Source organism: Promicromonospora sp. NPDC110617 (assembly GCF_055598465.1).
Window position 1 is genome coordinate 2,254,854 of sequence record NZ_JBVKBM010000001.1, and the last position, 22,152, is coordinate 2,277,005.

The following is a 22,152-nucleotide window of genomic DNA, read 5'->3' on the forward strand; positions in this document are numbered from 1 at the left end:
ATCCAGGAGGTAGCACCATGAACCTGCACTCCGTCCGATCCCGCACGTGGGCCCGCCGCGCCGCCGTCGCCACGGCCCTCGGCCTTGCGCTCGCGGGCACCGCCGTCGCAGCACCCGCCGGTGCCGGACCCGTCCCGGCGGCCGGGGGCGTCGCGCCGGGCCTGACGACCACCGCCGTCGGCACCGCCGCCGCCCGCGCCGCCGACCCCGCCCCGCTGCGCACCGTCCGCGTGAGCACCAGCGCGGAGCTGGCGGCCGCGTTCGCCGGCGCCGTCGCGGGCGACCGCATCGTGCTCGCCGACGGCGAGTACTCGATGGTCAAGCTGGCCGACAAGACCGGCACCGAGGAGCACCCGGTCGTCATCGAGGGCGCCACCCTCGGCGGCGCCGTCGTCACGGGCGGCCAGCTCGAGGTCACGCGGTCGCACCACGTCGTGGTGCGCGGCCTGGCCTGGCGCAACGCCGTGACGCTCAAGATCGAGGCGTCCACGCACGTGCGCCTGACCCGGAACGACTTCCGGCTGGCGTTCGCGCCCCCGGCCGACCCGTCCTCCTCGCGGCACTGGGTGTCGATCGCGGGCGAGGGGAGCGAGTACAACCGGGTGGACCACAACGCGTTCGCGGGCAAGACGGTGCTGGGCAACTACGTCACCGTCTACGGCGGCGCGACCCAGATCTCGCAGCACGACCGGATCGACCACAACTACTTCTCGGACAGCCCCGCCCAGCCCGTCAACGGCGGCGAGGCGATCCGCCTCGGCGTCTCCGCGCTGTCGGACTCCAGCTCGTTCGCCGTCGTGGAGCACAACCTGTTCGAGAACTGCGACTCCGACCCGGAGATCGTCTCGCTGAAGAGCGACGACAACACCGTCCGGTACAACACGTTCCGCGCCTCGGCGGGCTCCGTCGTCGCCCGCCGCGGGGACCGCAACGCCATCCACGGCAACGTGTTCCTCGGCGGGGGCAAGGCCGGCACCGGCGGGGTGCGCCTGTACGGCGACGACCAGCGGGTGTTCGACAACTACTTCGAGGGCCTCGCGGGCTCCGGCTGGACGGCGGCCCTCCAGGTCGACGGCGGCGACGTCGACGGGTCCGGCTCCACCTCGGCCCACTGGCGCGTGCACCGGGCGACGATCGTGCACAACACGTTCGTCGACAACGTCTCGAACGTCGAGCTCGGCGCCAACTACGTCTACCCGCCCGCCGACGTGACCCTCGCGAACAACGTGGTGGTCGGCTCGACCGGGCAGCTGTTCGCCGAGCACAAGGCGACCGACGGGCTGACCCTGGCCGGCAACATCGCGTACCCGCAGGGCAGCGCTACCCTCGGCATCGCGGCCCAGCCCGGCCAGATCCGGGTCGCCGACCCGCTCCTGGTCCGGTCGGGCGGGCTCTGGCGGCTGCGCCAGGGCCCGGCCGTCGACACCGCCGTGGGCACCTACCCCTTCGTCGTCGAGGACCTGGACGGGCAGCCGCGCGACCAGCGCCCCGACGTCGGCGCGGACGAGGTGTCGACCGCGCCCGTGCTGCGGCACCCCCTGACGACGTCCGACGTCGGGCCGGCGTCCGACCTCTGACCACCCCCACCCCGACCCACCCTCCGGAGGAGATCCATGGCCCTCTTCGACAAGCCGCTCGACGAGCTGCGCGCCTACCGCCCCGAGCCCGAGGAACCGGCGGACTTCGACGCGTTCTGGAAGCAGACGCTCGACGCCGCCGCGGCCGTCGCGACCGAGCCCGTCACCGTGCCGCACGACGCCGGGCTGGCGACCGTCGAGGTGCACGACGTGACCTTCTCCGGGTGGGCGGGCCAACCCGTCAAGGCGTGGCTGCTGCTGCCGCGCCACCGCACCCGGCCGCTGCCCGCCGTCGTGCAGTACATCGGGTACAACGGCGGGCGCGGCGTCCCGTGGGAGTGGCTCACGTGGAGCGCCGCCGGGTACGCCCACCTGGTCATGGACAACCGCGGGCAGGGCGGCGGCGGCAAGACGACGGCCGACACGCCCGACGTCGCGCCCGACGGCCACGGGTCCTCGTCGCCCGGGTTCCTCACGCGCGGCATCGAGGACCCCGCCAAGCACTACTACCGGCGGCTGATCACCGACGCCGTCCGGGCCGTGGACGCCGTCAGGCAGCTCCCCGAGGTGGACCCCGAGCGGGTCGCCGTGCTGGGCGGCAGCCAGGGTGGCGGGCTCGCGCTCGCCGTCGCCGGCCTGCGCGACGACCTGGCCGGGATGATCGCGGACGTGCCGTTCCTGAGCCACTACCGGCGCGCCTCCCAGATCACGGACCTCGGCCCCTACTCCGAGATCGCGCGCTGGCTCAAGGGCCACCGGTTCGAGATCGAGACGGCGATGCGCACGCTCTCCTACTTCGACGCCACGAACTTCGCCGCCCGCGCCAGCTGCCCGGGCTGGTTCTCCGTGGCGCTGATGGACAAGGTCTGCCCGCCGTCCACCGTCTTCGCGGCCTACCACCGGTACGGCGGGCCCGCGCAGATCGAGGTGTTCCCCTACAACGAGCACGAGGGGGGTGGGGCGTACGACACGCCCCGCAAGCTCGCGGCGCTCGCGGAGGTGCTCGGCCCCCGGTGACCTCCTTTCCCGGGTCCCCGTCCGCCGCGCCGCGCGTGCTGGTGGCCCTGTACGTCAACACGTTCGTCATGGCGACGGGCTTCTACCTGCTGGTCCCGCTGCTCGCCGTGCACCTCTCCGGACGGCTCGGCTTCGGGCTCGCGCTGGTGGGCCTGCTCGCGGGGATCCGTGCCGCCGCGCAGCAGGGGCTCCAGCTCCCCGCCGGGATGCTGGCCGACCGGTGGGGCGTGCGCCGGACCATCGTGGCCGGAGTGCTCGTGCGGGCGGCGGGCTTCGGCGCGCTGGCCCTCGCGACGACGCCGCTCGCGGTCGGCGCGGCCGGGCTGGCGATCGGGCTCGGGGGCGCGCTGTTCCACCCGGCGAGCTACGCGGCGTACGCCCGGCTCGGCAGCGCGCGGCCGGACGTCTTCGCACGCCGGGAGGCGCTGAGCAACGCCGGGTTCGTCGTGGGCCCGCTGCTCGGCGGGCTGCTGGTCACGGCCGGGTTCGACGTCGTGTGCGCGGTGGCGGCGGCGCTGTTCCTCGCCGCCGCGCCGCTCACCTGGTGGGGGCTCGGGCGGGCGGTGGAACCGGGCCCGACCGGGACATCGCCCGCGGGTCGACCCGCCGGGCGACCCGGCGGCGGGGCGATGCGCGACGCGCGCCGCGGGCTCGTCGTCCTGCTGCTGCTCAACGCGGGGTCGTGGGCGATCTTCACCCAGCTCCAGCTCGTGGTGCCGCTGCGGCTGGAGAGCGCGCTCGGCAGCAGCGTCGGCGTCGGGGCGGCCTACGCGGCGGCGGCCGTGCTCGTGCTCGCCACGACCGTGCCGGTGACCCGGTGGCTCCAGGCGCGGCTCCGCCTGCCCGTGGTGCTCGCGCTCGGCACCGGGACGATGGGCGCCGGGATCGCCCTGCTCGGGGGCGGCCCGGGGCTCGCGTCCCTGGTGGCCGGGATGACGGTGTTCACGCTCGGGCAGATGGTGTTCCAGCCGGCGATGAGCGCCGTGGTCGCCGCAGGTGCGCCGGCGGGGTCGGTCGCGACCCGGTTCGGCGTCAACGGGCTCGCGCTCGCGCTCGGCGGCGTCGTCGGATCGTCCCTGGTCGGGGCGCTGCTGGCCGGGCCGCTCGCCGGCGACGGCTGGGCCTGGGCGGGCTTCGCCGTGGCCGGCGCCCTGCTCGCGGCGGGGTACGCGCGGGCGCGGATCGGGTAGGGCGCGGCCGGGCTACGGCGCGGCCGGGCTACGGCGCGGTCGTGCCCCCGGGCGCCCGGCCACGTGCCACGGCCCGCGTGACGGCGGCGACCACGGCGCCCCCGGCGAGGGTGCCCACCAGCACGAGCAGCGCGCCCACGGCCCAGAGCCCGGAGTCGTCGTCCGACGCCGCCTGCACGGTCCACGCGACCGTGAACGGCAGGGCCACCGCGAGCACCGCCACCCACGCGGGGACGGTCAGCGCGCCGACCACCACGAGCGCGACGAGCACGAGCGCGCACGCCACCACCTGGGGCGCCCCGTAGGGGCCGGTGACGGCGCCCGTCGCGGGGTCGACGTCCCGCACGGTGTCGCGGCCCAGGAAGATCCACCAGGCCGCGACGGTCAGCAGGACGAGCGCGAGCGTGGTGAGGGTGCGGGGAGGTGTCCGTGTCATCTTTCCACTCTGCCAACAACTGGTCACGAAAATGCTGTGACATCCCGGCGCGCCGCGCGTCTGAGGTGCATGACCCACACGACCGGCACCGTGACGTCGTCCTCCACCACCGCTACCGACCTGCGGACGGCCCCCGTGGCCGCTCCCCACGAGAGCACCGTGACCCGCACCCTGGTCGCTCTCGACATCGACGGAACGCTCCTGGGGGCCGACGGGATCGTCCCGGCCGTGACCGTCGGAGCCGTCCAGGGGGTGCGGCGCTCGGGACACCACGTGGTTCTCGCCTCGGGCCGGTCGCTGGTGGGGGTGCTCCCCGTCGCCGGGCAGCTCGGCATCGACCGTGGCTGGGCCGTCGCATCCAACGGCGCGGTCGTCGCCCGTGTCGACACCGCTCTGCCCAGCGGCTACCGGATCGAGACGATGCACTCGTTCGACGTCGGGCCGGTGGTCCGGCTCGCGCGCGCCGCCCTGCCCGCGGTCCAGGTCGGGGTGGAGGAGGTGGGCTGGGGGTACCGGGTCAACCGGGTCTTCGAGCGCGGGCTGGTCAACGGCGAGCAGCGCCAGGTCTCGGACACGGAGCTGTGGAACGTGCCGTCCGCCCGCGTGATCCTGCGCGGGGACGGCGTCCTGACCCTGCTGGAGCCGCTGCGCGAGCTGGGCGTGACGGCGACCCCCGCCGGACCCGACTGGGTCGACGTCACGCCGCGGTCCCTGAGCAAGGCGACGGCGCTCGAACGCATCCGCGAGCGGGTCGGGGTGGCCCCGGGCGCGACCCTCGCGGTGGGGGACGGCGTCAACGACCTGGAGATGATCGCCTGGGCCGCGCGCGGCGTCGCGATGGGGCACGCCCCGGCGGCCGTGCTCGACGCCGCGGACGAGGTGACCGGGCGGATCGAGGAACACGGCGTGGTGGCGGTCCTGAGCACCTTGAGGTGAGGTCTGTCCGACGGGTGCGGGTCACGCCGTGCGGGCCCGCACCCCGCGCTCCTCACGCAGCAGGACCTCCAGCGCCACGAAGGCCAGCACGTCCAGGACCAGGCCGAAGGCCGCCGTCCACCGCACGGCCCGGAACACCAGGAGCTGCGTGAACAGGAGACTCACGAGCACGGCCCGGCGCACCCAGACGGCGCCCTGGAGGTGGTTGCGGCGGCCCACCACGACGCCGACGCCCAGCAGCACGACGGACACGCCCACGGCCGCGAGGATCGCGGCGCCCGTCCACGTGGGCACGCCGGGGACCTGCCCGGCCAGGACGCGCACGCCGACGGTCGCCTCGGCCGCGCCGACCGCCAGGAGCAGCACGATGACCAGCCACGCGGCCCACGCCCGGTCCACGAGCGCGTCCAGCCACCGGACGACGCCCCGGACCCCGGCGCGGACCGGGTCGGGCACGTCGGCGTCGTCGGCGGGCACGGTCTCGACCAGGTCGGCGACCAGCCGGGCGCCGGGCTCTCCGGCGCCCTTCGCCGCGAGCCCGCGGGCCTCGTCCCGCGCGGCGGGCGTGAAGCCGCCGGCCAGGCCCGCGGCGAGCCGGTCGGCGGCCACGGCGAGGTACTCGGCGGGGTGGTGCGCCCGGCGGCCGTGCAGGCCCTCGACGACCAGCACGAGCACCACCGTGACGAAATAGATGATGGCGGCGGTGGGCGCGTAGAAGTAGTCGTTGTCGGAGGTGACGAACTTGCCGACCTCGTCGATGAACAGCCCGAAGCCCACGCCGCCGAGCAGGGCGCCGAGCGAGCGCGGCACCGGACCGACGTAGGACAGCAGGAGCATCATCGCCAGGGCCATGAGAAGCCCGCCCCACAGCACGTGGGCCAGGTGCAGCCCGCCGCCGCCGATCTGCGGGTAGCCCGTGGCGGCCAGGTACGCCCGGGTGGCGAGCACGGTCACGACGCTCGCCACGAGGAATGTCACCAGGTGGCGCACCGCCGCCGTGTCGCGCGGCGCCCCGAGCCGCAGCAGGTGGCCGCGGCCCGCCAGGCCGCCCGTCCCGGTCGTGCGATCGTTCGTCATGCCGCCTCCCCTCGGCCCGGCACGGGTCGCGCCGGCTCCGGGTCCATCCTTCCGTACCGCGGCGCGCCCGTGGGCGGAGGCCGGTCGGCTCAGACGGTGCCCGGGCTGCCCGCCGGCGGCGCCTGCCAGCGGTAGCGCAGCGAGACCATCCGCAGCGCGAACACCAGCGCCGCGACGGCCGCGCCCGTGCCGAGGCTGAACCAGCCCGCCCACACCAGCGCGCTGGTCAGCGCGGCCCCGAGCAGCGCCGGGATGGCGTACAGGCCGCGGGCGCGGAAGATCTGCGGCACGTCGTTGGCGATGACGTCGCGGATGACGCCGCCGCCCACCGCCGTCACCAGGCCGAGGATCGCGGACGCCACCGGGTTCATGCCCGCGGCCAGCGAGACGAGCGTGCCGGTGACCGCGAAGAGCGCCATGCCGGCGGCGTCGAACGTGATCAGCAGGTCGTGGAAGCGGCGCACGACGTGCGCGAAGAAGTACACGACCACCGCGGCGACCACGGGCGGGACCAGGTAGACGGGTGAGTCGAAGGCCCGCGGCACGCCGACGTCGAGGATCACGTCGCGCAGGATGCCGCCGCCCAGGCCCACGCAGGTACCGAGCAGCAGCGACCCGACGATGTCGAACTGCCGCTGGGCGGCGAGCAGCGAGCCCGAGACGGCGAAGAAGAAGACGCCCAGGAGGTCCCCGGCGAGCTGCGTCCACTCCACGTCAGGTTCCTTCCGGCGGCAGCGAGGTCACGGGACCGGGACCGACGACTCCCGGGTCACTATGCGGCACGGTAGCTCCTCGATGCCCGAGGCCGCCTGTCCCTCGATGGCCTCGAACAGCCGGCGGGCGGCCACCCGGCCCACCTGCTCCAGGTTCATGTCGACGCTCGTGAGCTGCGGCCGGGTGTTCGTGGTCAGCACCGCCCAGTTGTCGAACCCGATCACGGAGATGTCCCGGGGCACGTCGCGGCCCGACTCGCGCAGCGTGTCGAGCACGCCCCGGGCGATCTGGTCGCTGCCGCAGAAGAAGCCGTCGACGTCCGGGTACTGGTCCAGGATCATGGCCGCCACCCCGCGGCCCCAGCCCTCGCTCCACGACCCGAAGAACGTGCGGCCGCCCACGAGCTCCAGCCCGGCCTCCGCCATCGCGCGTTCGGCGCCGCGGCTGCGGTCCTGCGCCGCCGCGTAGGAGGCGTCGCCCGTGACGTGCGCGATCTTGCGGCGTCCGCACGCCATCAGGTGGTCGATCGCCAGCCCGCCGGCCTCCACGTTGTTCGCCGTGATGGAGATGTCCTCGGGGTTCTCGGACGGCGCGTACGCGTAGACCACGGGCACCGGGAGGTCGCCGGCCAGCGGCGGACGCGGGTCGGTGCGCGAGCCCACGACGATCAGCCCCTCGACGCGGCGGGACAGCAGCGCACGGATGTGGTGCTGCTCGCGGATCGCGTCGCCCCGCGCGTCGCACAGGAAGACGGAGACCTGGCCGGCGCCGAACGCGTCCTCCGCGCCCATCAGCACGGGGATCGAGAACCGGCCCTCCAGGTCGGACGTGAGCAGGCCGACCGTCCCCGTGCGGCCCTGGAGCAGCCCGCGGGCCAGCGCGTTGGGCGCGAACGAGAGCTGCTCGGCGGCCTCGAGCACCCGGGTGCGGGTCTCGGCGCGCACCTGGGCACGACCATTGATCGCCTTGGACGCGGTGGCGATCGAGACGCCCGCGAGCCGGGCGACGTCGGTCAGTGTGGCGTTGCGCGGCGTTTCGCCCGAGGCCATGGCTTCCTCCTGGAGTGTCGATGTCGAACAGTACCGAATACCGAAAAGGTGTAACACAAACGTGACGAAGGTTCGTCCTTGACGCGGTGGCACGCCCACCCTACAGTCGCAGAAAGCCTTTTCGGACGGTTTCGGCAACGGGTGTCCCATCCTCGTCGAACGGCCGAGTGACGACGAAGTCAAGGAGACGGATGATGGCTACCCACCGCAGGGCGAGCGCGAGGCTCGTGGCCTCGTTCCTCGCGGCCGGCCTGGCGAGCACCGCGCTCGCCGCCTGCAGCGCGTCGGACGGCGACGGCGCCGCACAGGAGGCGCAGGTCTCGGCCGAGGGTGTGGACGACGGCACCGAGCTCACGCTCTGGACCCGCGCCCCGCTGGAGCAGCAGGCGAACCTGCTGGTCGAGGCGTACAACGCGTCGCACGAGAACCAGGTCGAGCTCACGGTCGTGCCGAACGACGACTACGTGGCCAAGGTCGGCGCCGCCGCCGGCAGCGGCGGCCTGCCCGACCTGTTCGCCGCCGACATCGTGTACGTGCCCAACTGGGTGCAGCAGGGCCTGTTCGCGGACGTGACCGACGCGATCGCCGAGCTCGACCACGCCGACCAGATCAACCAGGGGCACCTGGCCGGGGGCACGCTGGACGGCCGGCAGCACGTGCTGCCGTTCGTGCTCGACGTCTCGGTCATGTTCTACAACAAGGACCTCTACGAGCAGGCCGGCCTGGACCCCGAGCAGGGGCCGACGACGCTGGCCGAGTTCTCCGAGCAGGCCAAGGCCGTCGACGAGCTCGGCGGCAGCGTGAACGGCACCTACTTCGGCGGCAACTGCGGCGGCTGCCTCGTGTTCACGTGGTTCCCCCAGATCTGGGCCGGGGGAGAGGACGTGATGAACGCCGAGGGCACCGAGTCGCTCCTGGCGGGCGACACGGCCCAGGAGGTGTACGGCGTCTGGAAGGACCTCGTGGACTCCGACGCCGTGGGCGAGGGCTCCAAGGAGGAGACCGGCGCGACCTGGACCGGACCGTTCCTGGAGGGCGAGGTGGGCGTGATGCCGTTCCCGGCCACCATGCTCGCCACCGCGGACGAGGCGCTCGGCGAGGTGGGCGTGGCCCCCATCCCGGGGCCCGACGGCGGGGCGTCCACCTTCGTGGGCGGCGACGGCATCGGCATCTCCAAGGACTCGGAGAACGCCGACCAGGCCTGGAACTTCATGTCCTGGCTGATGTCGGAGGAGGCGCAGGTCCAGGTGCTGGCCAAGAACGGTGACGTGGTCTCGCGCGCCGACCTGGCGGAGAACGAGTACTCGTCCCAGGACCCGCGCGTCCTGGCCGTCAACGAGGTCGCGGCCCAGGGCAGGACCCCGCTGGCGATCAACTTCCAGCAGGCGTTCAACGCCCCCGGCAGCCCGTGGATGACCATGATCCGCAACGAGGTGTTCGGCCCCGGAGGCACCGTGGAGCCGGACAACGAGGAGATCACCGCCGTGCTGGGGCAGTAGCCGCCCCGGCCGACGTCAGCGTGGTCCCGCCGCCGCACCGGGCGGCGGGACCACGCGCCCCCCGTGAGCTCGCCGCGTGAACCTCGCCGTGTGAACAAGGAGCCTTGCCGTGCCCGCGAAAACCTCCGCCCGTCCGCCCACCAGACCCGCCGTCGTCGCTGTCGCGCGTCGCAGTGCCCTGCACGGCTGGGCCTACGCCGCGCCGACCGCCCTGCTCGTGGTGGGCCTGTTCGTGCTGCCCGTGCTGCTGGTGGGCCAGATGTCGCTGTCCGACTGGCCGCTCCTGGCCGGCAACCAGGGGATCAACGCGCCGCAGAACTACGCGGACGCCCTGACGCACCGGTTCTTCTGGGACTCCGTGGTCTTCACGCTGAAGTACACGGTGATCGCCACCGTGCTGCTCATCGGCCTCGGCCTGGGCCTTGCGCTGCTCGTCCAGGAGTCGGGCCGCTGGTCCGCGGTGCTGCGCACGTCCATCCTGGTGCCCAGCGCGCTCGGCCTCGCGTCGGCGTCGCTGCTCTTCTACGCGCTGTACTCGCCGCAGGTCGGCCCTCTGTCCCCGCTGCTGCAGCGCCTGGGGCTGGCCGACGGCCCGGTGTCGTTCCTCGGCACCCCCGACAGCGCGCTCTGGTCCACCGTGTTCCTGGTGGTGTGGCGGTTCGCCGGCTTCTACATGCTGCTCCTCATGGTGGGGCTCCAGGGCATCCCGCACGAGGTGATCGAGGCCGCCCGGATGGACGGCGCGAACCGGTGGCAGACCTTCCTGAGCGTCACGCTGCCGCTGCTGCGCCCGTCGCTCGCGCTGTGCACGGTCCTGTGCGTCACGGGTTCGCTGCTGGCGTTCGACCAGTTCTACATCCTGACCAAGGGCGGGCCGGACAACAGCACGCTCACGGTCGTCCAGCTCATCTACAACGTGGCCTTCCAGGGCCAGAACGACCTCGGCGTCGCCGCCGCGCTGTCGATCGTCGTCCTGGTCGTGCTCGTCGTCGTGAACGTGGCCCAGATGCGTGCCATGCGCGCAGGCCAGGAGGACTGACATGACCACGACCGCACTCCCCGTCAGCCCGCCCCGGCCGCAGGTGCGGCGCCGGCCGCGCGCGCCCCGGGCCCGCCTCGTGGGGATCGCCCTGCGCACGCCCTACTGGGTGCTGACCGGCGCGCTCGCCGTCGTCTTCGTCTTCCCGTTGATCTGGGCCGGGGTCGCGTCCGTCGCGCCCCAGCCCGGCAGCAGCCAGGTCGACGGCTGGGGGCTCGGCAACTACGCCACCCTCATGGAGTACCAGGCCGGGCTGCCCCAGTACCTGCTCAACTCCACGCTGGTGTCCGGGATGACGGTGCTCTTCACGCTGGTCGCGTCGGTGCTCGGCGGGTACGCGTTCTCGCGCTTCACGTTCCCGGGCCGCGACGTGCTCTTCCTGCTGACGCTCGCGATCCTGATGGTCCCGTACGCCACGCTGCTCATCCCGCTGTACGTGATGCTCAACGCGATCGGCCTGCAGAACACCCTGGTGGGCCTCGCGCTGGTGCTCACGGTGTTCCAGCTCCCGTTCGCGACGTTCATGATGCGCATCTCGTTCGACGCCGTCCCGCGCGAGCTCGACGAGGCCGCCCTCGTCGACGGCTGTTCCTCGTTCCGCGCGCTGCGCACCGTGCTGCTCCCGGCGGTCAAGCCCGGGATCATCACCGTCGGCCTGTTCGCCTTCCTCGCGGCGTGGAACGACTTCGTGGCACCGCTCATCCTCATCTCCGACTCCACCAAGATCCCGCTCCCGCTCGCCGTGGCGAACCTCCGGGCGCAGGTCATGGGCATCGTCGACTACGGCGCCACCGAGGCCGGCGTCGTCGTCATGGCCCTGCCGTGCGTCGTCCTGTTCCTCCTGCTCCAGCGGCACTACGTCCGCGGGTTCATGTCCGGTGCGCTCAAGGGCTGACCGCCCGTGCCCCGTTCAGCCCGTCCACCACTTCCCGGAGGTCTCCGCATGCTCTTCCCGACCGGACACCGTGGCGCCGCCACGCCCACGCCCGTCGTGCCCTCGACCGGCCGCCTGACGCCCCTCGGCCTCGACCAGGTGCGCATCACCGGGGGTCCCTGGGCCCGCCGTCAGGAGGTGAACGCGACCGCCACCCTGGCGCACATCGAGCACTGGCTCGAGCGCGAGGGCTGGCTGGGCAACTTCGACCTGGCGGTGTCCGGCGGCCTCGCGGAGGGGCGGCGCGGCCGGGAGTTCAGCGACTCCGAGGTGTACAAGCTGCTGGAGGCCATGGCCTGGGAGCTCGGCCGGCAGCCCGACGACGAGCTGAGGAGCCGGTTCGACGCGATCGTGCTCCGGGTCTCGGCCGCCCAGGAGCCGGACGGGTACATCGGCACGCGGTTCGGCCGCCCGGGGCAGCAGCCGCGGTACACCGACCTGGAGTGGGGCCACGAGCTCTACTGCCAGGGCCACCTGTACCAGGCCGCCGCGGCCCGGGCCCGCACCGGCAAGCCCGACGACCTCCTGGTCGACGTCGCCCGGCGCAGCGCCGACCACGTGTGCGCCACCTTCGGTCCCGACGGCAACCAGGGGATCTGCGGGCACTCCGAGGTCGAGGTCGGACTGGCCGAGCTCGGCCGGGCGCTCGGCGAGCCGCGGTACCTCGCGCAGGCGGCGCTGTTCGTCGAGCGGCACGGGCACGGCGTGCTCGCCGACATCGAGTTCGGCCGCTCCTACTACCAGGACGTCGTGCCGGTGCGGCAGTCGGAGGTGCTGCACGGGCACGCCGTCCGGGCCAACTACCTCGCGGCCGGCGCGGTCGACGTCGCGGTCGAGACTGGCGACGCCGAGCTGCTCGACGCCGTCGCCGGCCAGTGGGCCCGCGCCCAGGCCCGGCGCACCTACGTGACGGGCGGGCAGGGCTCGCACCACCAGGACGAGGCGTTCGGTGACGACTGGGTGCTGCCCCCGGACCGCGCGTACTCGGAGACCTGCGCGAGCGTCGGCTCGGTCATGGTGTCGTGGCGGCTCCTGCTGGCCCGCGGCGGCGCCGAGTACGCCGACGCGATCGAGCGCGCCCTGACCAACGTGGTCGCGACCTCGCCGGCCCACGACGGGCAGTCGTTCTTCTACGCCAACACCCTGCACCAGCGAGTCCCGGCCGAGCACGTCGCCGACGACGTGGTCAGCAAGCGCGCCGAGGCGTCGCTGCGCGCGCCGTGGTTCGAGGTCTCGTGCTGCCCGCCCAACGTGGCGCGCACGTTCGCGAGCCTCGCGGCATACGTCGCCACGGTGGACGACGGCGGGGTCCAGCTCCACCAGTACGCCCCCGCCGAGATCCGGGCCGAGCTGCCGTCGGGGGAGCGGGTGGGGCTCGATGTGGTCACGGACTATCCGGCCGAGGGGCGCGTCGAGGTGCGGGTCGTGGCCGCGCCCGCGGGCGACTGGACGCTGACGCTGCGGGTGCCGGCGTGGTCGGCTTCGGCGCGCGTGCGCGTGGACGACGGGGCCGTGCGCGAGGTGGGGCCCGGGCTGGTCGAGGTGGCCGGCCCGCGGACCGGCGGCGTGGTCGTGCTCGACCTCGACGCTGCCCCGCGGTTCGTGGTGCCCGACCCGCACATCGACGCCGTCCGAGGCTGCGTCGCGGTGCAGCGCGGCCCGGAGGTGCTGTGCCTGGAGTCCGTGGATCTTGAGGCGGTGGGGCTGGGGTCTGCCGGCGGTGGTCTTGACGGCGGTGGTGCGGACGGCGGTGTGGACGACATCGTGGTCGACGCCTCGGTCCCGCCCTGGGAGGTGGACGGTGTGGTGCACGTCCGCGCGGGACGCCGGGGTGCTGGTGCTGGTGACAGCGGTGACACCAACGTCGTCGGCTGGCCGTACGCAACGGCCGCCGACGTCGACCCGGCACCGCGTCCCGAGCTCCACGACGTGCCGCTGGTCGCGTACCACGACTGGGCCAACCGAGGCCCGGCCACGATGCGCGTCTGGCTCCCGGCCCTCTGACAACCCCTGGCAGGTCAGCCCTGTCCCCGGGCTCCGGCGACGCACCGGACTCGGGGCAGCCACGACGTCGGGCACATGCGCGCCGGATGACGCCAGCCAGCCCGGTCCCCGGTTGGCCGCCCCACGCGCCGGGGAGAACCTTCGCGCGCGAGTTGTGTTGCTCTGCGTGGACATTGTCGACTCAGAGCAACACACCCCGGGGATCTACAGTCACCCCGAGCCGAGCACGTCCGTTGTGCTGCCGTCCACAGCGATCGGGCCGGGAGCTTGGCGGGGAGGACCTTCGCGCGCAGGGTGTGTTGCTCTGCGTAGACGTTGTCGACTCAGAGCAACACACCCCGACGACCTACGTTCGCCCGGCCCGCCCGCCCCGCCCCACCTGGTCGAACCGTCCCTTCCGTCCGCGGGTCAGGGGTGGCAGTTCACCGCCTCGTACTCCACCGTGACCTCGTTCGACAGTGCCGCGACACCCGCATCAGCACCAGCCCCGCCAGCACCGCCAGCACCGCCGCCACCGCCGGCACCGCCGGCCACGGCCGCCCGCACCGTCACCGCCCCCGCCTCGGCCGACGCCGCCCGCACCGCGAACGACTGGTACGCCGCCGCGCCCGACGCCACACCACTGAACGAACGCGTCCCGAACGGCGTGCTGAGCGTGATGTCCACGGGCCCGTCGTGGTCGTTCACCGCCCGCACGGCCAGGGCGGCGCTGCCGCCCACGCAGCGCGCATCGGCGGTAACGGTCACGGCGGGCCCCGCCGGCCCGGACCCCGGGTCGTCCGCGATCACGCGCCACTCGGTCGCGGCCACGGCGGCGTACTGCGAGCCGTCGCCGTTCGCCTGGATCGTCGCCCGCAGGCGTGACGTCGTGACCGGCGCGAACGACATGCGGTTGAACGCCGTGGTGCTGGTCCCGGCCGCCGACGGGTCGGGCACCGGCGCCCACTCCTGCGCCGCCTCGTCCCAGTACGACAGCCCCCAGGAGTCCGGCTCGGCCACGCCCGCTCCGGTGCCCTGCGGCTGGTCGCTCCAGAACTTGATCTCGGCGGCCGTCAGCCGGATGGCCCGGGGCCAGACGTACTGCACCCACTGGGTCGCCGGGTGGTTGCCCGACCACGTGCCCCAGAGCTGCGCCTGCGGCGGGCTCGTGGGATCCAGCCCGTCGTTGAGCGCGAGCACCGAGTTCCAGCCCGCGGTGTACGACGCCGTGGGCGTGGCCAGACCTGCGACGTTGCCGGTCAGCGGCCCGCTCAGGTCCGCGGGGATCGTGACCGTGCGGGCGGTCTCGGCGTTGCCCGCCCGGTCGACGGCGCGGTACCGCACGTCGTGCCGGTCGCCGTCCGGGGCGGAGACCGCGCCGGAGTACGGCTCGAACCCGCCGCCGTCCACCGCGACCTCGATCCGGGCGACGCCGGACGTCGCGTCGGCGGCCGTCACCGCCACGGAACGCGCTCGCTCGTCCACGGTTGCCGTACTGCGCGGCGCCGTCGCGTCGATCCGCACGTCCAGCGCAGCCTCGGCCGACGCATTCCCTGCGCGGTCGGTGGCCGTCGCCGTGACGGTGTGCTCGCCGTCGCCCGCGACCTCGACGTCGGTGTACCGGACGGGGTCGGTGACGACCGGCTCCCCGTCGTCGACCGTCGTCGCGAGCGTGACCCGGCCGCCGCCGTCGTCGGCGCCCGCGACCCGGACGCGTACCGCCGAACGGAACCAGCCGCCCGTGCCGGCGCTGCCGCTCGGGGTGAGGGTCACCTCCGGCGGCGTCTCGTCACCGGCCGTCCCCGACGGGTCGACGACGGTCACCGTCGCCGTCACGCGCCCTGCGGCGTACCCGAGCACCGAGCCCTCGACCTCCAGCGAACCCGGCGAGGCGACGTCGTCCGCGGTGAGCACGTCCCAGTACGCCGGCACCTGCAGGGACACACCGCCCGGATAGTCGGCGCGCACCGTGCCGGGCAGGTCGGTCTCGCCCACCTCCACGGTCATCCGGCCAGGCACCACCGCGTCGGCCTGCTCGGCCAGCACCTTCCACTCCTCCACGGCGACGGCGGAGTACGTGGACCCGTTGGTCGACGCGTCGAACACCGCGCGGACCTGGGTGGTGTTCACCGGGTCGAACGACGTCGACTGGAAGCCCGCGGTACCGGTGGGATACCCGGAGGCACCCGGGACGTCCGCCCAGGCGCCGTCGTCGGCGTCCCAGAACTGGATGCGCCAGGAGTCCGGCGCGGCCACGCCCACCCCCGAGCCTCGCGGCTGGTCGTTCCAGAACTCGATCTGCGACCCGGAGACCCGCACGGGCTGGTCCCAGGTGTACTGCACCCACTGCTGCGGCGGGTTGTTGCCGGTCCACGTGCCCCACATGTCCGGGGGCAGCGGGTTGGGCCGCACGATCTCGTCGTTCAGCGCCTTGATCCAGTACTGCGTCGGCACGGGGTCGTTGGAGACCGTGACGCGCGCCTCCTGCGCGACGTTCGCGCGCGGCGTGCGGTCGGGCTGCCGCTCCGGCGTGATCGTCACCGGGAGCATCCGCGGCGGGGTCTGGGTGTCGTCCCACTCGACCTTGTCGAGCGCGACCGAGCGGCGGAAGTGGTTGCCCCCGACGGCGTCGGCCGTGTGGTACGCGATCCACCACTGGCCGTCGAGCTCGACGATGCCCGGATGGCTCGTCGTGGACGAGACCGGCCGCAGGACGGTGCCCCGGTAGGTCCACGGCCCCTCGGCCGACGGCGCCGTCGCGTAGGCGATGCACGCGTGGTAGTTGGCCGGGGTGCACGCGCTGGTTGGGCCCGCGTTGTTGCCCGCGTACGCCAGGTAGTAGGTACCGTTCCGCTCGAAGAGCCAAGGCGCCTCGAAGAACCCGGTCAGGCCCGTGACGGTCCGGACGTCGCCCACGGTGGTCCGCATGTCCTGCGCCAGCTCGACGCGGCGGAGGTTGCCGAAGCTGCCCCAGTACATGAACACGCGGGCGTCGGCGCCGGTGCCGTCCACGATCACGGTCGGGTCGATGTTGTGGATGGTGTTGGACGTCGGCAGCCGCTGCGAGACGATCGGCCCACCCGCGTGGTCGGTCCAGGGGCCGGTGGGGGAGTCGGACACGGCCACGCCGATGCCGAACTTGTCGCTCGCCGGGCTGGCCGCCTCGTGCACCGGGACGTACCAGTAGTAGCGGCCGTCCAAGCCCTCCTGGACCTCGCCCGCGTACGCGCGGCCCGGGCTCGCCCAGTCGAAGACGTCCTCGGGGCGCATCAGGGACGGGTGGTGGGTCCACTCGCCCGCGTCGGGGTCGGCCGTCACGAAGGCGCCCCACTCGTTCATGATGAAGTCGTTGCGCGTCTCGCCGGCCTCGTCGTGGCCGGTGTAGACGTAGAGCTGGTCGGCCCCGGTGTCGTTGCCGGGGGCGCCGGCCGGGACGACCAGCGGGGCGGGGTCGGCGGAGTAATAGCTCCCGTCGGCCAGGATCGGGTTCTGCGTGCTCGTGAAGTCGTACGAGTCCGCGGCGCTCGCCGGGGCCCCCGGAACGGTGAGTGCGGCGGCGACCACCGCCACCGCCAGCGTGCCGGCAGCGGCCGGCCGTCCTGCTCGGACCTGTCTCATCCTGTCCTCCAGTCGTGGCACTTCGTCGTGGCGCACTGACGGGCCGACCTTCCCACACGGCCGTGCGGCCAACAATGGGTTTCGGTGTTTTTCGGTATGGATGAGGCTGCAATGGGTGATCTCATACCGAAAACACCGAAAACCATTGCCGGAGCCGGAGGGGTGATGCTTCACTGGTCCGCGCCGGGCCCCTCGATGGTGAGCGGGCCGGCGGGAACCACCACCTGGCGGACAACGTCGCGAGCCAGGGTGGGGTGCGCAGCGATGCGCCGCCTCCGCCCGTGCGGCACACCTCGTCCGTCCGAGTGCCTGGCCGTCGACGGAGAGGACATGTGATGTCGGCACGAACACGAAGAGGCGCGGTGGCGGCGTTCGCCGCGGCCGCGATGGTCGTCTGCGGGGGCGCGGCGGTGCTGCCCGCGGCCCACGCGGCACCCGCGGTCCGCGCGGCGGTGCTGCCCGGCAACGAGGACGACGTCGGCGTCTACACGGACGGCCTGACGGACTCCCTCGACATCGGCGACCCGGTCTACCGCAACCTGGACGCGGTCGAGGACGCGCTGGAACCCGGTGTCCCATACACCGCGGACAGCATGTACCGCTCGATCTTCGACGCCGACGTGGCGGCGGGCGGCACCGACTTCTACCTCGACCGGGTGCTCGGCGTGACCGGGGCCTCCGGCAACAACGTGCTGCAGACCCGCGGCCGCACCCTGTACCTGCGCGGCGCCGGCGGCGCGAGCTGGAGCACCATGGGCTTCGGCGGCAACGCGTTCGCGGGCGGCCCCAACGACCTGGGCGCCCTCTACACGATCACCGTGCCGGGGCAGACCGTGGCCGAGGTGGGCAGCGCGCGGTTCAACGCGCCGAGCCACGCCAAGGCCCGCTACACGATCGGCTCCACGGGCGTGACGGCGGACCTGCGCAAGCTCATCACCTACGACAACACCGCGCTGTCCGCGCTCACGTTCACCAACCCGGGCGCCGCCGACGTCACCTTCACGGTGCGGGCCGCCTCGCCGACCGCCCGGGGCGCCGCGGACGCCGACGACGAGCTGACCGGCACGCGCACCCTGACCAGCGGCGCCAACAACGGGCTGGTCGACACGCCGTGGTCGTCCGTGACGGTGGGCCTCAAGGCCGACGGCTTCGCGCGCAACGGCACCACCCTGGACCGCGAGGTCACGGTGCCGGCCGGCGGCACGGTGGACCTCTCCGTCGTCGGTTCCCTGTACTCGGCGGGCCTGCCCGCCGGGCAGGACCAGCTCCGCGAGTACGCGGCCCTGACCCCGGACGAGGCGTTCCGCACCGGCGTGACGGCGTTCAACGAGCGCTGGGCGCAGGACATCCCGTACATCGACGTGCCGGACCCGGCCATCGAGAAGGCGATCGTGTACCGCTGGTGGGGCGAGCGGTACAACAGCCTGGACGCGAACGAGCCCGGCTACGTCTACCAGTACCCGACCACCATCGAGGGTGTGAACCTCTACCAGAACTCGGTGGTGCTCACGCAGCCGATGCACCTGCAGGACACCAAGTGGATCCGCAACCCGTACCTCGCCTACGGGCAGGTGCTGAACGTCGGCGAGCTGTCCGGCTCGTCGGCGTTCCTGGACAGCCCGGGCCACACGAGCTGGAACAACCACTACTCCCAGTACCTCGGCACCGCCGGGCTGGAGGCGTACAACGTGCACGGCGGTGGCGCCGACGTCGCCGAGCGGTTCGCCTACTACTTCGAGCAGGACGGCGTGGGCCAGCTCGAGCACTACGACGGCAACGACGACGGCCTGATCGCCTACGACACCAACTACATGCCGGGCAACGACGCCGACGCGATCAGCTTCGGCTACCCGAAGGCGAACGGAGGCGCGCCCGGTGCGCGCACGATCGAGCGGCCCGAGTCGGCGTACGTGTGGGGCGCGTTCGACGCCGCGAGCAAGCTCTACGAGATCGCCGGGGCGGACCCCGAGCGCGTGAGCAGCACGGCGGCCGAGGCCGACCGCATCCAGGCGGCCGTGCTCGACCGCCTGTGGAGCGAGGAGACGCAGATGTTCCTCGCGGGCACGTCGCACGGCGCGACGTCGGCGGCGTCGTCCGGCGGAAGCGCGAACCCGCTGCCCGCGGGCGAGCGGGACCTGATCCCGGCCAAGGAGTCCAACCTGTACGACGTCTACGCGGAGAACCTGATCCCCGCGGACGAGTGGGAGACGTACGTCGACGGGTTCCGGTTCCTGCGCTACGGCGACAACTTCCCGGTGTTCCCGTTCTACACGGCCAACCAGTACGACCGGTCCAAGTTCTCGATCGGCGGGTCCAACAACTTCTCGAACATCAACTTCACGGTCCAGTACCGCGGGGTGCGCGCCGCGCTCCGCGACTACGACCCGGAGGGGCGCTACATCACGCCGGAGTACGCGGCCAAGCTGCTCGACTGGATGGCGTGGAGCATCTACCCGAACGGTGACGCGCGGGTGGCGAACCAGGCCGAGTACTACTCGGGCTGGAACGCGGCCAACCAGACCTTCAACCGCAACAACCCGAACCACGTGATGCTCGGCAACATGAGCTACATCTTCGTCGAGGACATGGGCGGCATCCAGCCCCGGTCCGACGACCTGATCGAGCTCGACCCGATCGACCTGGGCTACGAGCACTTCATGGTGAACAACCTGCGCTACCACGGGCACGACCTGACGATCGTCTGGGACCCGGACGGCACGCACTATGGGCTCGGCGCCGGCTACTCTCTGTTCGTCGACGGTGACCGCAAGGCGAGCGCCGACGCGATCGGCGGCTTCGTCTACGACCCGGCCGCCAACGAGATCGTCGGGTCCGACGACGGCCTGGACGTCACGGTCGTGGCGGACGAGGGGGCCGACCTGCCGTCCGCGGTCGACACGCCGATCGAGGACGAGCGCGTGGTCTCGTACCTGAAGACCGCGGGCATCGACCTCACCCAGGACGCCGACAACCTGGCCCAGGGCGCGACCCTGAGCTCGTCCGCGACGCAGGACGGCGCCCGCCCCGCCGCGTGGCGGAACTTCCACACGCCCGGCTTCTCCACCAGCTCGATGAACTACACGCCGGGCGCGATCGCGACCACCGAGCGGCCCGTGTCCCTGGACGCGGTCACGGACGGCGTCACGGTCAACGAGCCCTACTGGGGCAACTACGGCACCGACGGCGACACCGGGTACGTGGAGCTCGACCTGGGCGAGGCCGTCCCGGTCGACAATGTCAAGGTCTGGTTCGTCGACGACCGGCAGGCGAACGGCTACGGCCCGCCGCGCCGGTACTCGATCCAGGTGCCGGACGGCGACGGCGGCTGGACGGCGGTGCCCGAGCAGGCCAAGGCGCCCAAGGTGCCCGGCCCCAAGGCGAACGAGGCGCTCTTCCCGGAGGCGACCACCGACAAGGTGCGGGTCGCGTTCACCAACGCCCCCGGCCGGTGGACGGCGATCTCCGAGGTCCAGGTGTTCGACTCCGGCCGGCCCGTGCCGCCGGTGCAGAACGACCCGCCGACGGTCACCGCGACGTCGGACGACGCCGCGAACGGCAACCTGTCCGCCGTGCTGGTGGCCACCGCCACCGACGACGGCGTGCCGGAGGACGGCGAGCTCACCTACGGCTGGGAGACCGTGTCGGCGCCCGAGGGCGCGGGCGTGATCTTCGCCGACGACGCGGCCCTGACCACCCGGGTGACCGGCACCGTCGAGGGCGAGTACACCTTCCGCCTCACCGCGACCGACGGGGCGCTCAGCACGTCGCGCGACGTCACGGTGACGCTGGCCGAGCGCGAGACCACCGCCGAGTTCGGGCGGCTGGCCACCATCACGACGAGCGGTTCGGCGTCGTGGGAGAACCCGGCCCGGGTCAACGCGGAGAGCACGCCGGCGAGCTCGAACCCTGGCGCGGGCAACGGCTGGGGCACCTGGGGCCAGACCCAGAACGGCACCAGCGCGGCGCAGGCCGCGTGGATCCGCTACTCGTGGGGCGCACCGGTGCTGCTCAGCTCGACGGACATCTACTGGTACGACGACAACGGCGGCACCCGCACCCCGCGCGCCGACACGTACGTGGTCGAGTACACGACGGACGGCACGACCTGGACGCCGGTCACCCTCACCGACGGCTCCACCTACGCGGGCGCGCTCGCCCGCAACGCGTACAACCACCTCGCGTTCGAGCCGGTGGAGGCCAGCGCGCTGCGCATCCGGATCTCGGGCGTGCAGTCCGGCGGCGCGGGCACCGGCGTGCTGCGCTGGCGGGTGGGCGGCGACACGGTCGACACGGTCGCGAGCCCGGTGGTCCTGCGCACCACGGTCGGCGTCGTGCCCGACCTGCCCGGCGCGCTCGACGTCGTCTACTCGGGCGGTACCCGCGGGACCCTGCCGTTCACCTGGCAGGAGGTCACCCCGGCGATGGTCGCCGAGACCAACGTCGAGCCGTTCACGGTCTACGGCACCAACGCCGAGCACGGGCTCATCGCCCAGGCGCAGGTGTACGTGCGGCCCGAGACGGCGCAGGACGGCATCGCCATCCAGGGCGCGGAGCAGTTCGAGCGGGAGGTCCAGGTGGGCGAGCTGCCGCACCTGCCCACCCGCGTGGCCGTGTCCTACAACGACGGGTCGCGCGACAACCAGGCCATCGGCGTCGAGTGGGACTTCGACGAGTCGCTCGTCGAGACGCCGGGTGTGCACGTGATCACCGGGCGGCTGATCCTGCCCGACTACGTGAGCGAGGCCGGCACCACGCAGACCACGCTCACGCTCACCGTGCTCGGCGACCCCGCCGAGGGCCCGGTGGTCACCGCCACCGCCGAACCACGCTGCCTCGCGGGCCGGGCCACGCTCGCGGTCCGCGCGGTGAACGACGAGGACGAGCCGCTGGACATCGGATTCGCCTCCGCGTTCGGCGACAAGTCGTTCACCGGCGTCGCCCCGGGCGGTGCGGCCTACCAGTCGCTCGCCACGCGCGCGGCGTCGGTCACGGCGGGCACCGTCACGGTCACGGCGTCCGACGCCGCCGGCCGCACCACGCAGATCAGCGTCGAGTACCCCGCGCTCACGTGCGGCTGACGGAA

14 protein-coding genes are annotated in these 22,152 nt (G+C 73.1%); 9 read left to right on the top strand and 5 right to left on the bottom strand.

Annotated features, from left to right (window positions below; translation table 11 throughout):
- The first annotated feature begins 17 nt into the window (after positions 1 to 17).
- From ACZ7LE_RS09935 to ACZ7LE_RS09945, 3 genes are read left to right on the top strand one after another with little or no spacing between them, the layout of a single operon-like run.
- Positions 18 to 1,577: a polysaccharide lyase 6 family protein gene (locus tag ACZ7LE_RS09935; RefSeq protein ID WP_470403101.1), complete on the top strand. Its 1,560-nt coding sequence runs from the start codon at positions 18 to 20 to the stop codon at positions 1,575 to 1,577.
- A 36-nt stretch (positions 1,578 to 1,613) separates the two neighbouring features.
- Positions 1,614 to 2,594: an acetylxylan esterase gene (locus ACZ7LE_RS09940; protein WP_470403102.1), complete on the top strand. Its 981-nt coding sequence runs from the start codon at positions 1,614 to 1,616 to the stop codon at positions 2,592 to 2,594.
- On the top strand, positions 2,591 to 3,784 hold the full coding sequence (locus ACZ7LE_RS09945) for an MFS transporter (protein ID WP_470403103.1): 1,194 nt from the start codon (positions 2,591 to 2,593) through the stop codon (positions 3,782 to 3,784). The genes ACZ7LE_RS09940 and ACZ7LE_RS09945 overlap by 4 nt, the downstream gene beginning before the upstream one ends.
- Before the next feature lie 28 nt (positions 3,785 to 3,812).
- Here the strand turns inward: ACZ7LE_RS09945 and ACZ7LE_RS09950 are convergent, their stop codons facing one another.
- On the bottom strand, positions 3,813 to 4,220 hold the full coding sequence (locus ACZ7LE_RS09950) for a hypothetical protein (protein ID WP_470403104.1): 408 nt from the start codon (positions 4,218 to 4,220) through the stop codon (positions 3,813 to 3,815).
- A 69-nt stretch (positions 4,221 to 4,289) separates the two neighbouring features.
- On the opposite strand from ACZ7LE_RS09950, the gene ACZ7LE_RS09955 reads away from it, so the two are divergent.
- Positions 4,290 to 5,156 carry an HAD family hydrolase gene (locus ACZ7LE_RS09955; RefSeq protein ID WP_470403105.1) on the top strand — a complete coding sequence of 289 codons (867 nt, stop codon included), beginning with the start codon at positions 4,290 to 4,292 and terminating at the stop codon, positions 5,154 to 5,156.
- 21 nt (positions 5,157 to 5,177) lie between these two features.
- Here ACZ7LE_RS09955 and ACZ7LE_RS09960 read toward each other — a convergent pair whose 3' ends face one another.
- The 3 genes from ACZ7LE_RS09960 to ACZ7LE_RS09970 all read right to left on the bottom strand — a co-directional run bounded on the left by ACZ7LE_RS09960 (position 5,178) and on the right by ACZ7LE_RS09970 (position 7,996).
- On the bottom strand, positions 5,178 to 6,233 hold the full coding sequence (locus ACZ7LE_RS09960) for a hypothetical protein (protein WP_470403106.1): 1,056 nt from the start codon (positions 6,231 to 6,233) through the stop codon (positions 5,178 to 5,180).
- A gap of 89 nt (positions 6,234 to 6,322) precedes the next feature.
- Positions 6,323 to 6,946: a trimeric intracellular cation channel family protein gene (locus ACZ7LE_RS09965; RefSeq protein WP_470403107.1), complete on the bottom strand. Its 624-nt coding sequence runs from the start codon at positions 6,944 to 6,946 to the stop codon at positions 6,323 to 6,325.
- 27 nt (positions 6,947 to 6,973) lie between these two features.
- Positions 6,974 to 7,996, bottom strand: a complete 1,023-nt coding sequence (locus ACZ7LE_RS09970; RefSeq protein ID WP_470403108.1) for a LacI family DNA-binding transcriptional regulator — start codon at positions 7,994 to 7,996, stop codon at positions 6,974 to 6,976.
- Between the two features lie 194 nt (positions 7,997 to 8,190).
- Between ACZ7LE_RS09970 and ACZ7LE_RS09975 the strand changes: the two genes are divergently transcribed.
- The 4 genes from ACZ7LE_RS09975 (at position 8,191) to ACZ7LE_RS09990 (ending at position 13,472) form a co-directional block, all read left to right on the top strand.
- Positions 8,191 to 9,495, top strand: coding sequence for an ABC transporter substrate-binding protein (locus ACZ7LE_RS09975; RefSeq protein ID WP_470403109.1), 1,305 nt, complete (start codon positions 8,191 to 8,193; stop codon positions 9,493 to 9,495).
- A gap of 109 nt (positions 9,496 to 9,604) precedes the next feature.
- The gene (locus tag ACZ7LE_RS09980) at positions 9,605 to 10,534 is read left to right on the top strand and encodes a carbohydrate ABC transporter permease (protein WP_470403110.1); all 930 of its coding nucleotides are present in this window, start codon (positions 9,605 to 9,607) and stop codon (positions 10,532 to 10,534) included.
- A gap of 1 nt (position 10,535) precedes the next feature.
- Complete coding sequence (locus ACZ7LE_RS09985; RefSeq protein ID WP_470403111.1) at positions 10,536 to 11,429, top strand: carbohydrate ABC transporter permease; 894 nt, start codon at positions 10,536 to 10,538, stop codon at positions 11,427 to 11,429.
- A 48-nt stretch (positions 11,430 to 11,477) separates the two neighbouring features.
- A complete protein-coding gene (locus ACZ7LE_RS09990; protein WP_470403112.1) occupies positions 11,478 to 13,472 on the top strand; it encodes a glycoside hydrolase family 127 protein in 1,995 nt (664 codons plus the stop codon).
- Positions 13,473 to 13,880: 408 nt separating this feature from the next.
- Here the strand turns inward: ACZ7LE_RS09990 and ACZ7LE_RS09995 are convergent, their stop codons facing one another.
- The gene (locus ACZ7LE_RS09995; protein ID WP_470403113.1) at positions 13,881 to 17,069 is read right to left on the bottom strand and encodes a family 43 glycosylhydrolase; all 3,189 of its coding nucleotides are present in this window, start codon (positions 17,067 to 17,069) and stop codon (positions 13,881 to 13,883) included.
- A 335-nt stretch (positions 17,070 to 17,404) separates the two neighbouring features.
- Between ACZ7LE_RS09995 and ACZ7LE_RS10000 the strand changes: the two genes are divergently transcribed.
- Positions 17,405 to 22,147, top strand: coding sequence for a galactose-binding domain-containing protein (locus ACZ7LE_RS10000; protein ID WP_470403114.1), 4,743 nt, complete (start codon positions 17,405 to 17,407; stop codon positions 22,145 to 22,147).
- The last annotated feature ends 5 nt before the right edge of the window (positions 22,148 to 22,152 follow it).

Coding starts and splice junctions, on each gene's coding strand:
- ACZ7LE_RS09985 (WP_470403111.1), top strand. CDS start 10,536: ATGACCACGACCGCACTCCCCGTCAGCCCGCCCCGGCCGCAGGTGCGG.
- ACZ7LE_RS09990 (WP_470403112.1), top strand. CDS start 11,478: ATGCTCTTCCCGACCGGACACCGTGGCGCCGCCACGCCCACGCCCGTC.
- ACZ7LE_RS09960 (WP_470403106.1), bottom strand. CDS start 6,233: ATGACGAACGATCGCACGACCGGGACGGGCGGCCTGGCGGGCCGCGGC.
- ACZ7LE_RS09950 (WP_470403104.1), bottom strand. CDS start 4,220: ATGACACGGACACCTCCCCGCACCCTCACCACGCTCGCGCTCGTCCTG.
- ACZ7LE_RS09975 (WP_470403109.1), top strand. CDS start 8,191: ATGGCTACCCACCGCAGGGCGAGCGCGAGGCTCGTGGCCTCGTTCCTC.
- ACZ7LE_RS09995 (WP_470403113.1), bottom strand. CDS start 17,069: ATGAGACAGGTCCGAGCAGGACGGCCGGCCGCTGCCGGCACGCTGGCG.
- ACZ7LE_RS09940 (WP_470403102.1), top strand. CDS start 1,614: ATGGCCCTCTTCGACAAGCCGCTCGACGAGCTGCGCGCCTACCGCCCC.
- ACZ7LE_RS09970 (WP_470403108.1), bottom strand. CDS start 7,996: ATGGCCTCGGGCGAAACGCCGCGCAACGCCACACTGACCGACGTCGCC.
- ACZ7LE_RS09935 (WP_470403101.1), top strand. CDS start 18: ATGAACCTGCACTCCGTCCGATCCCGCACGTGGGCCCGCCGCGCCGCC.
- ACZ7LE_RS09955 (WP_470403105.1), top strand. CDS start 4,290: ATGACCCACACGACCGGCACCGTGACGTCGTCCTCCACCACCGCTACC.
- ACZ7LE_RS10000 (WP_470403114.1), top strand. CDS start 17,405: ATGTCGGCACGAACACGAAGAGGCGCGGTGGCGGCGTTCGCCGCGGCC.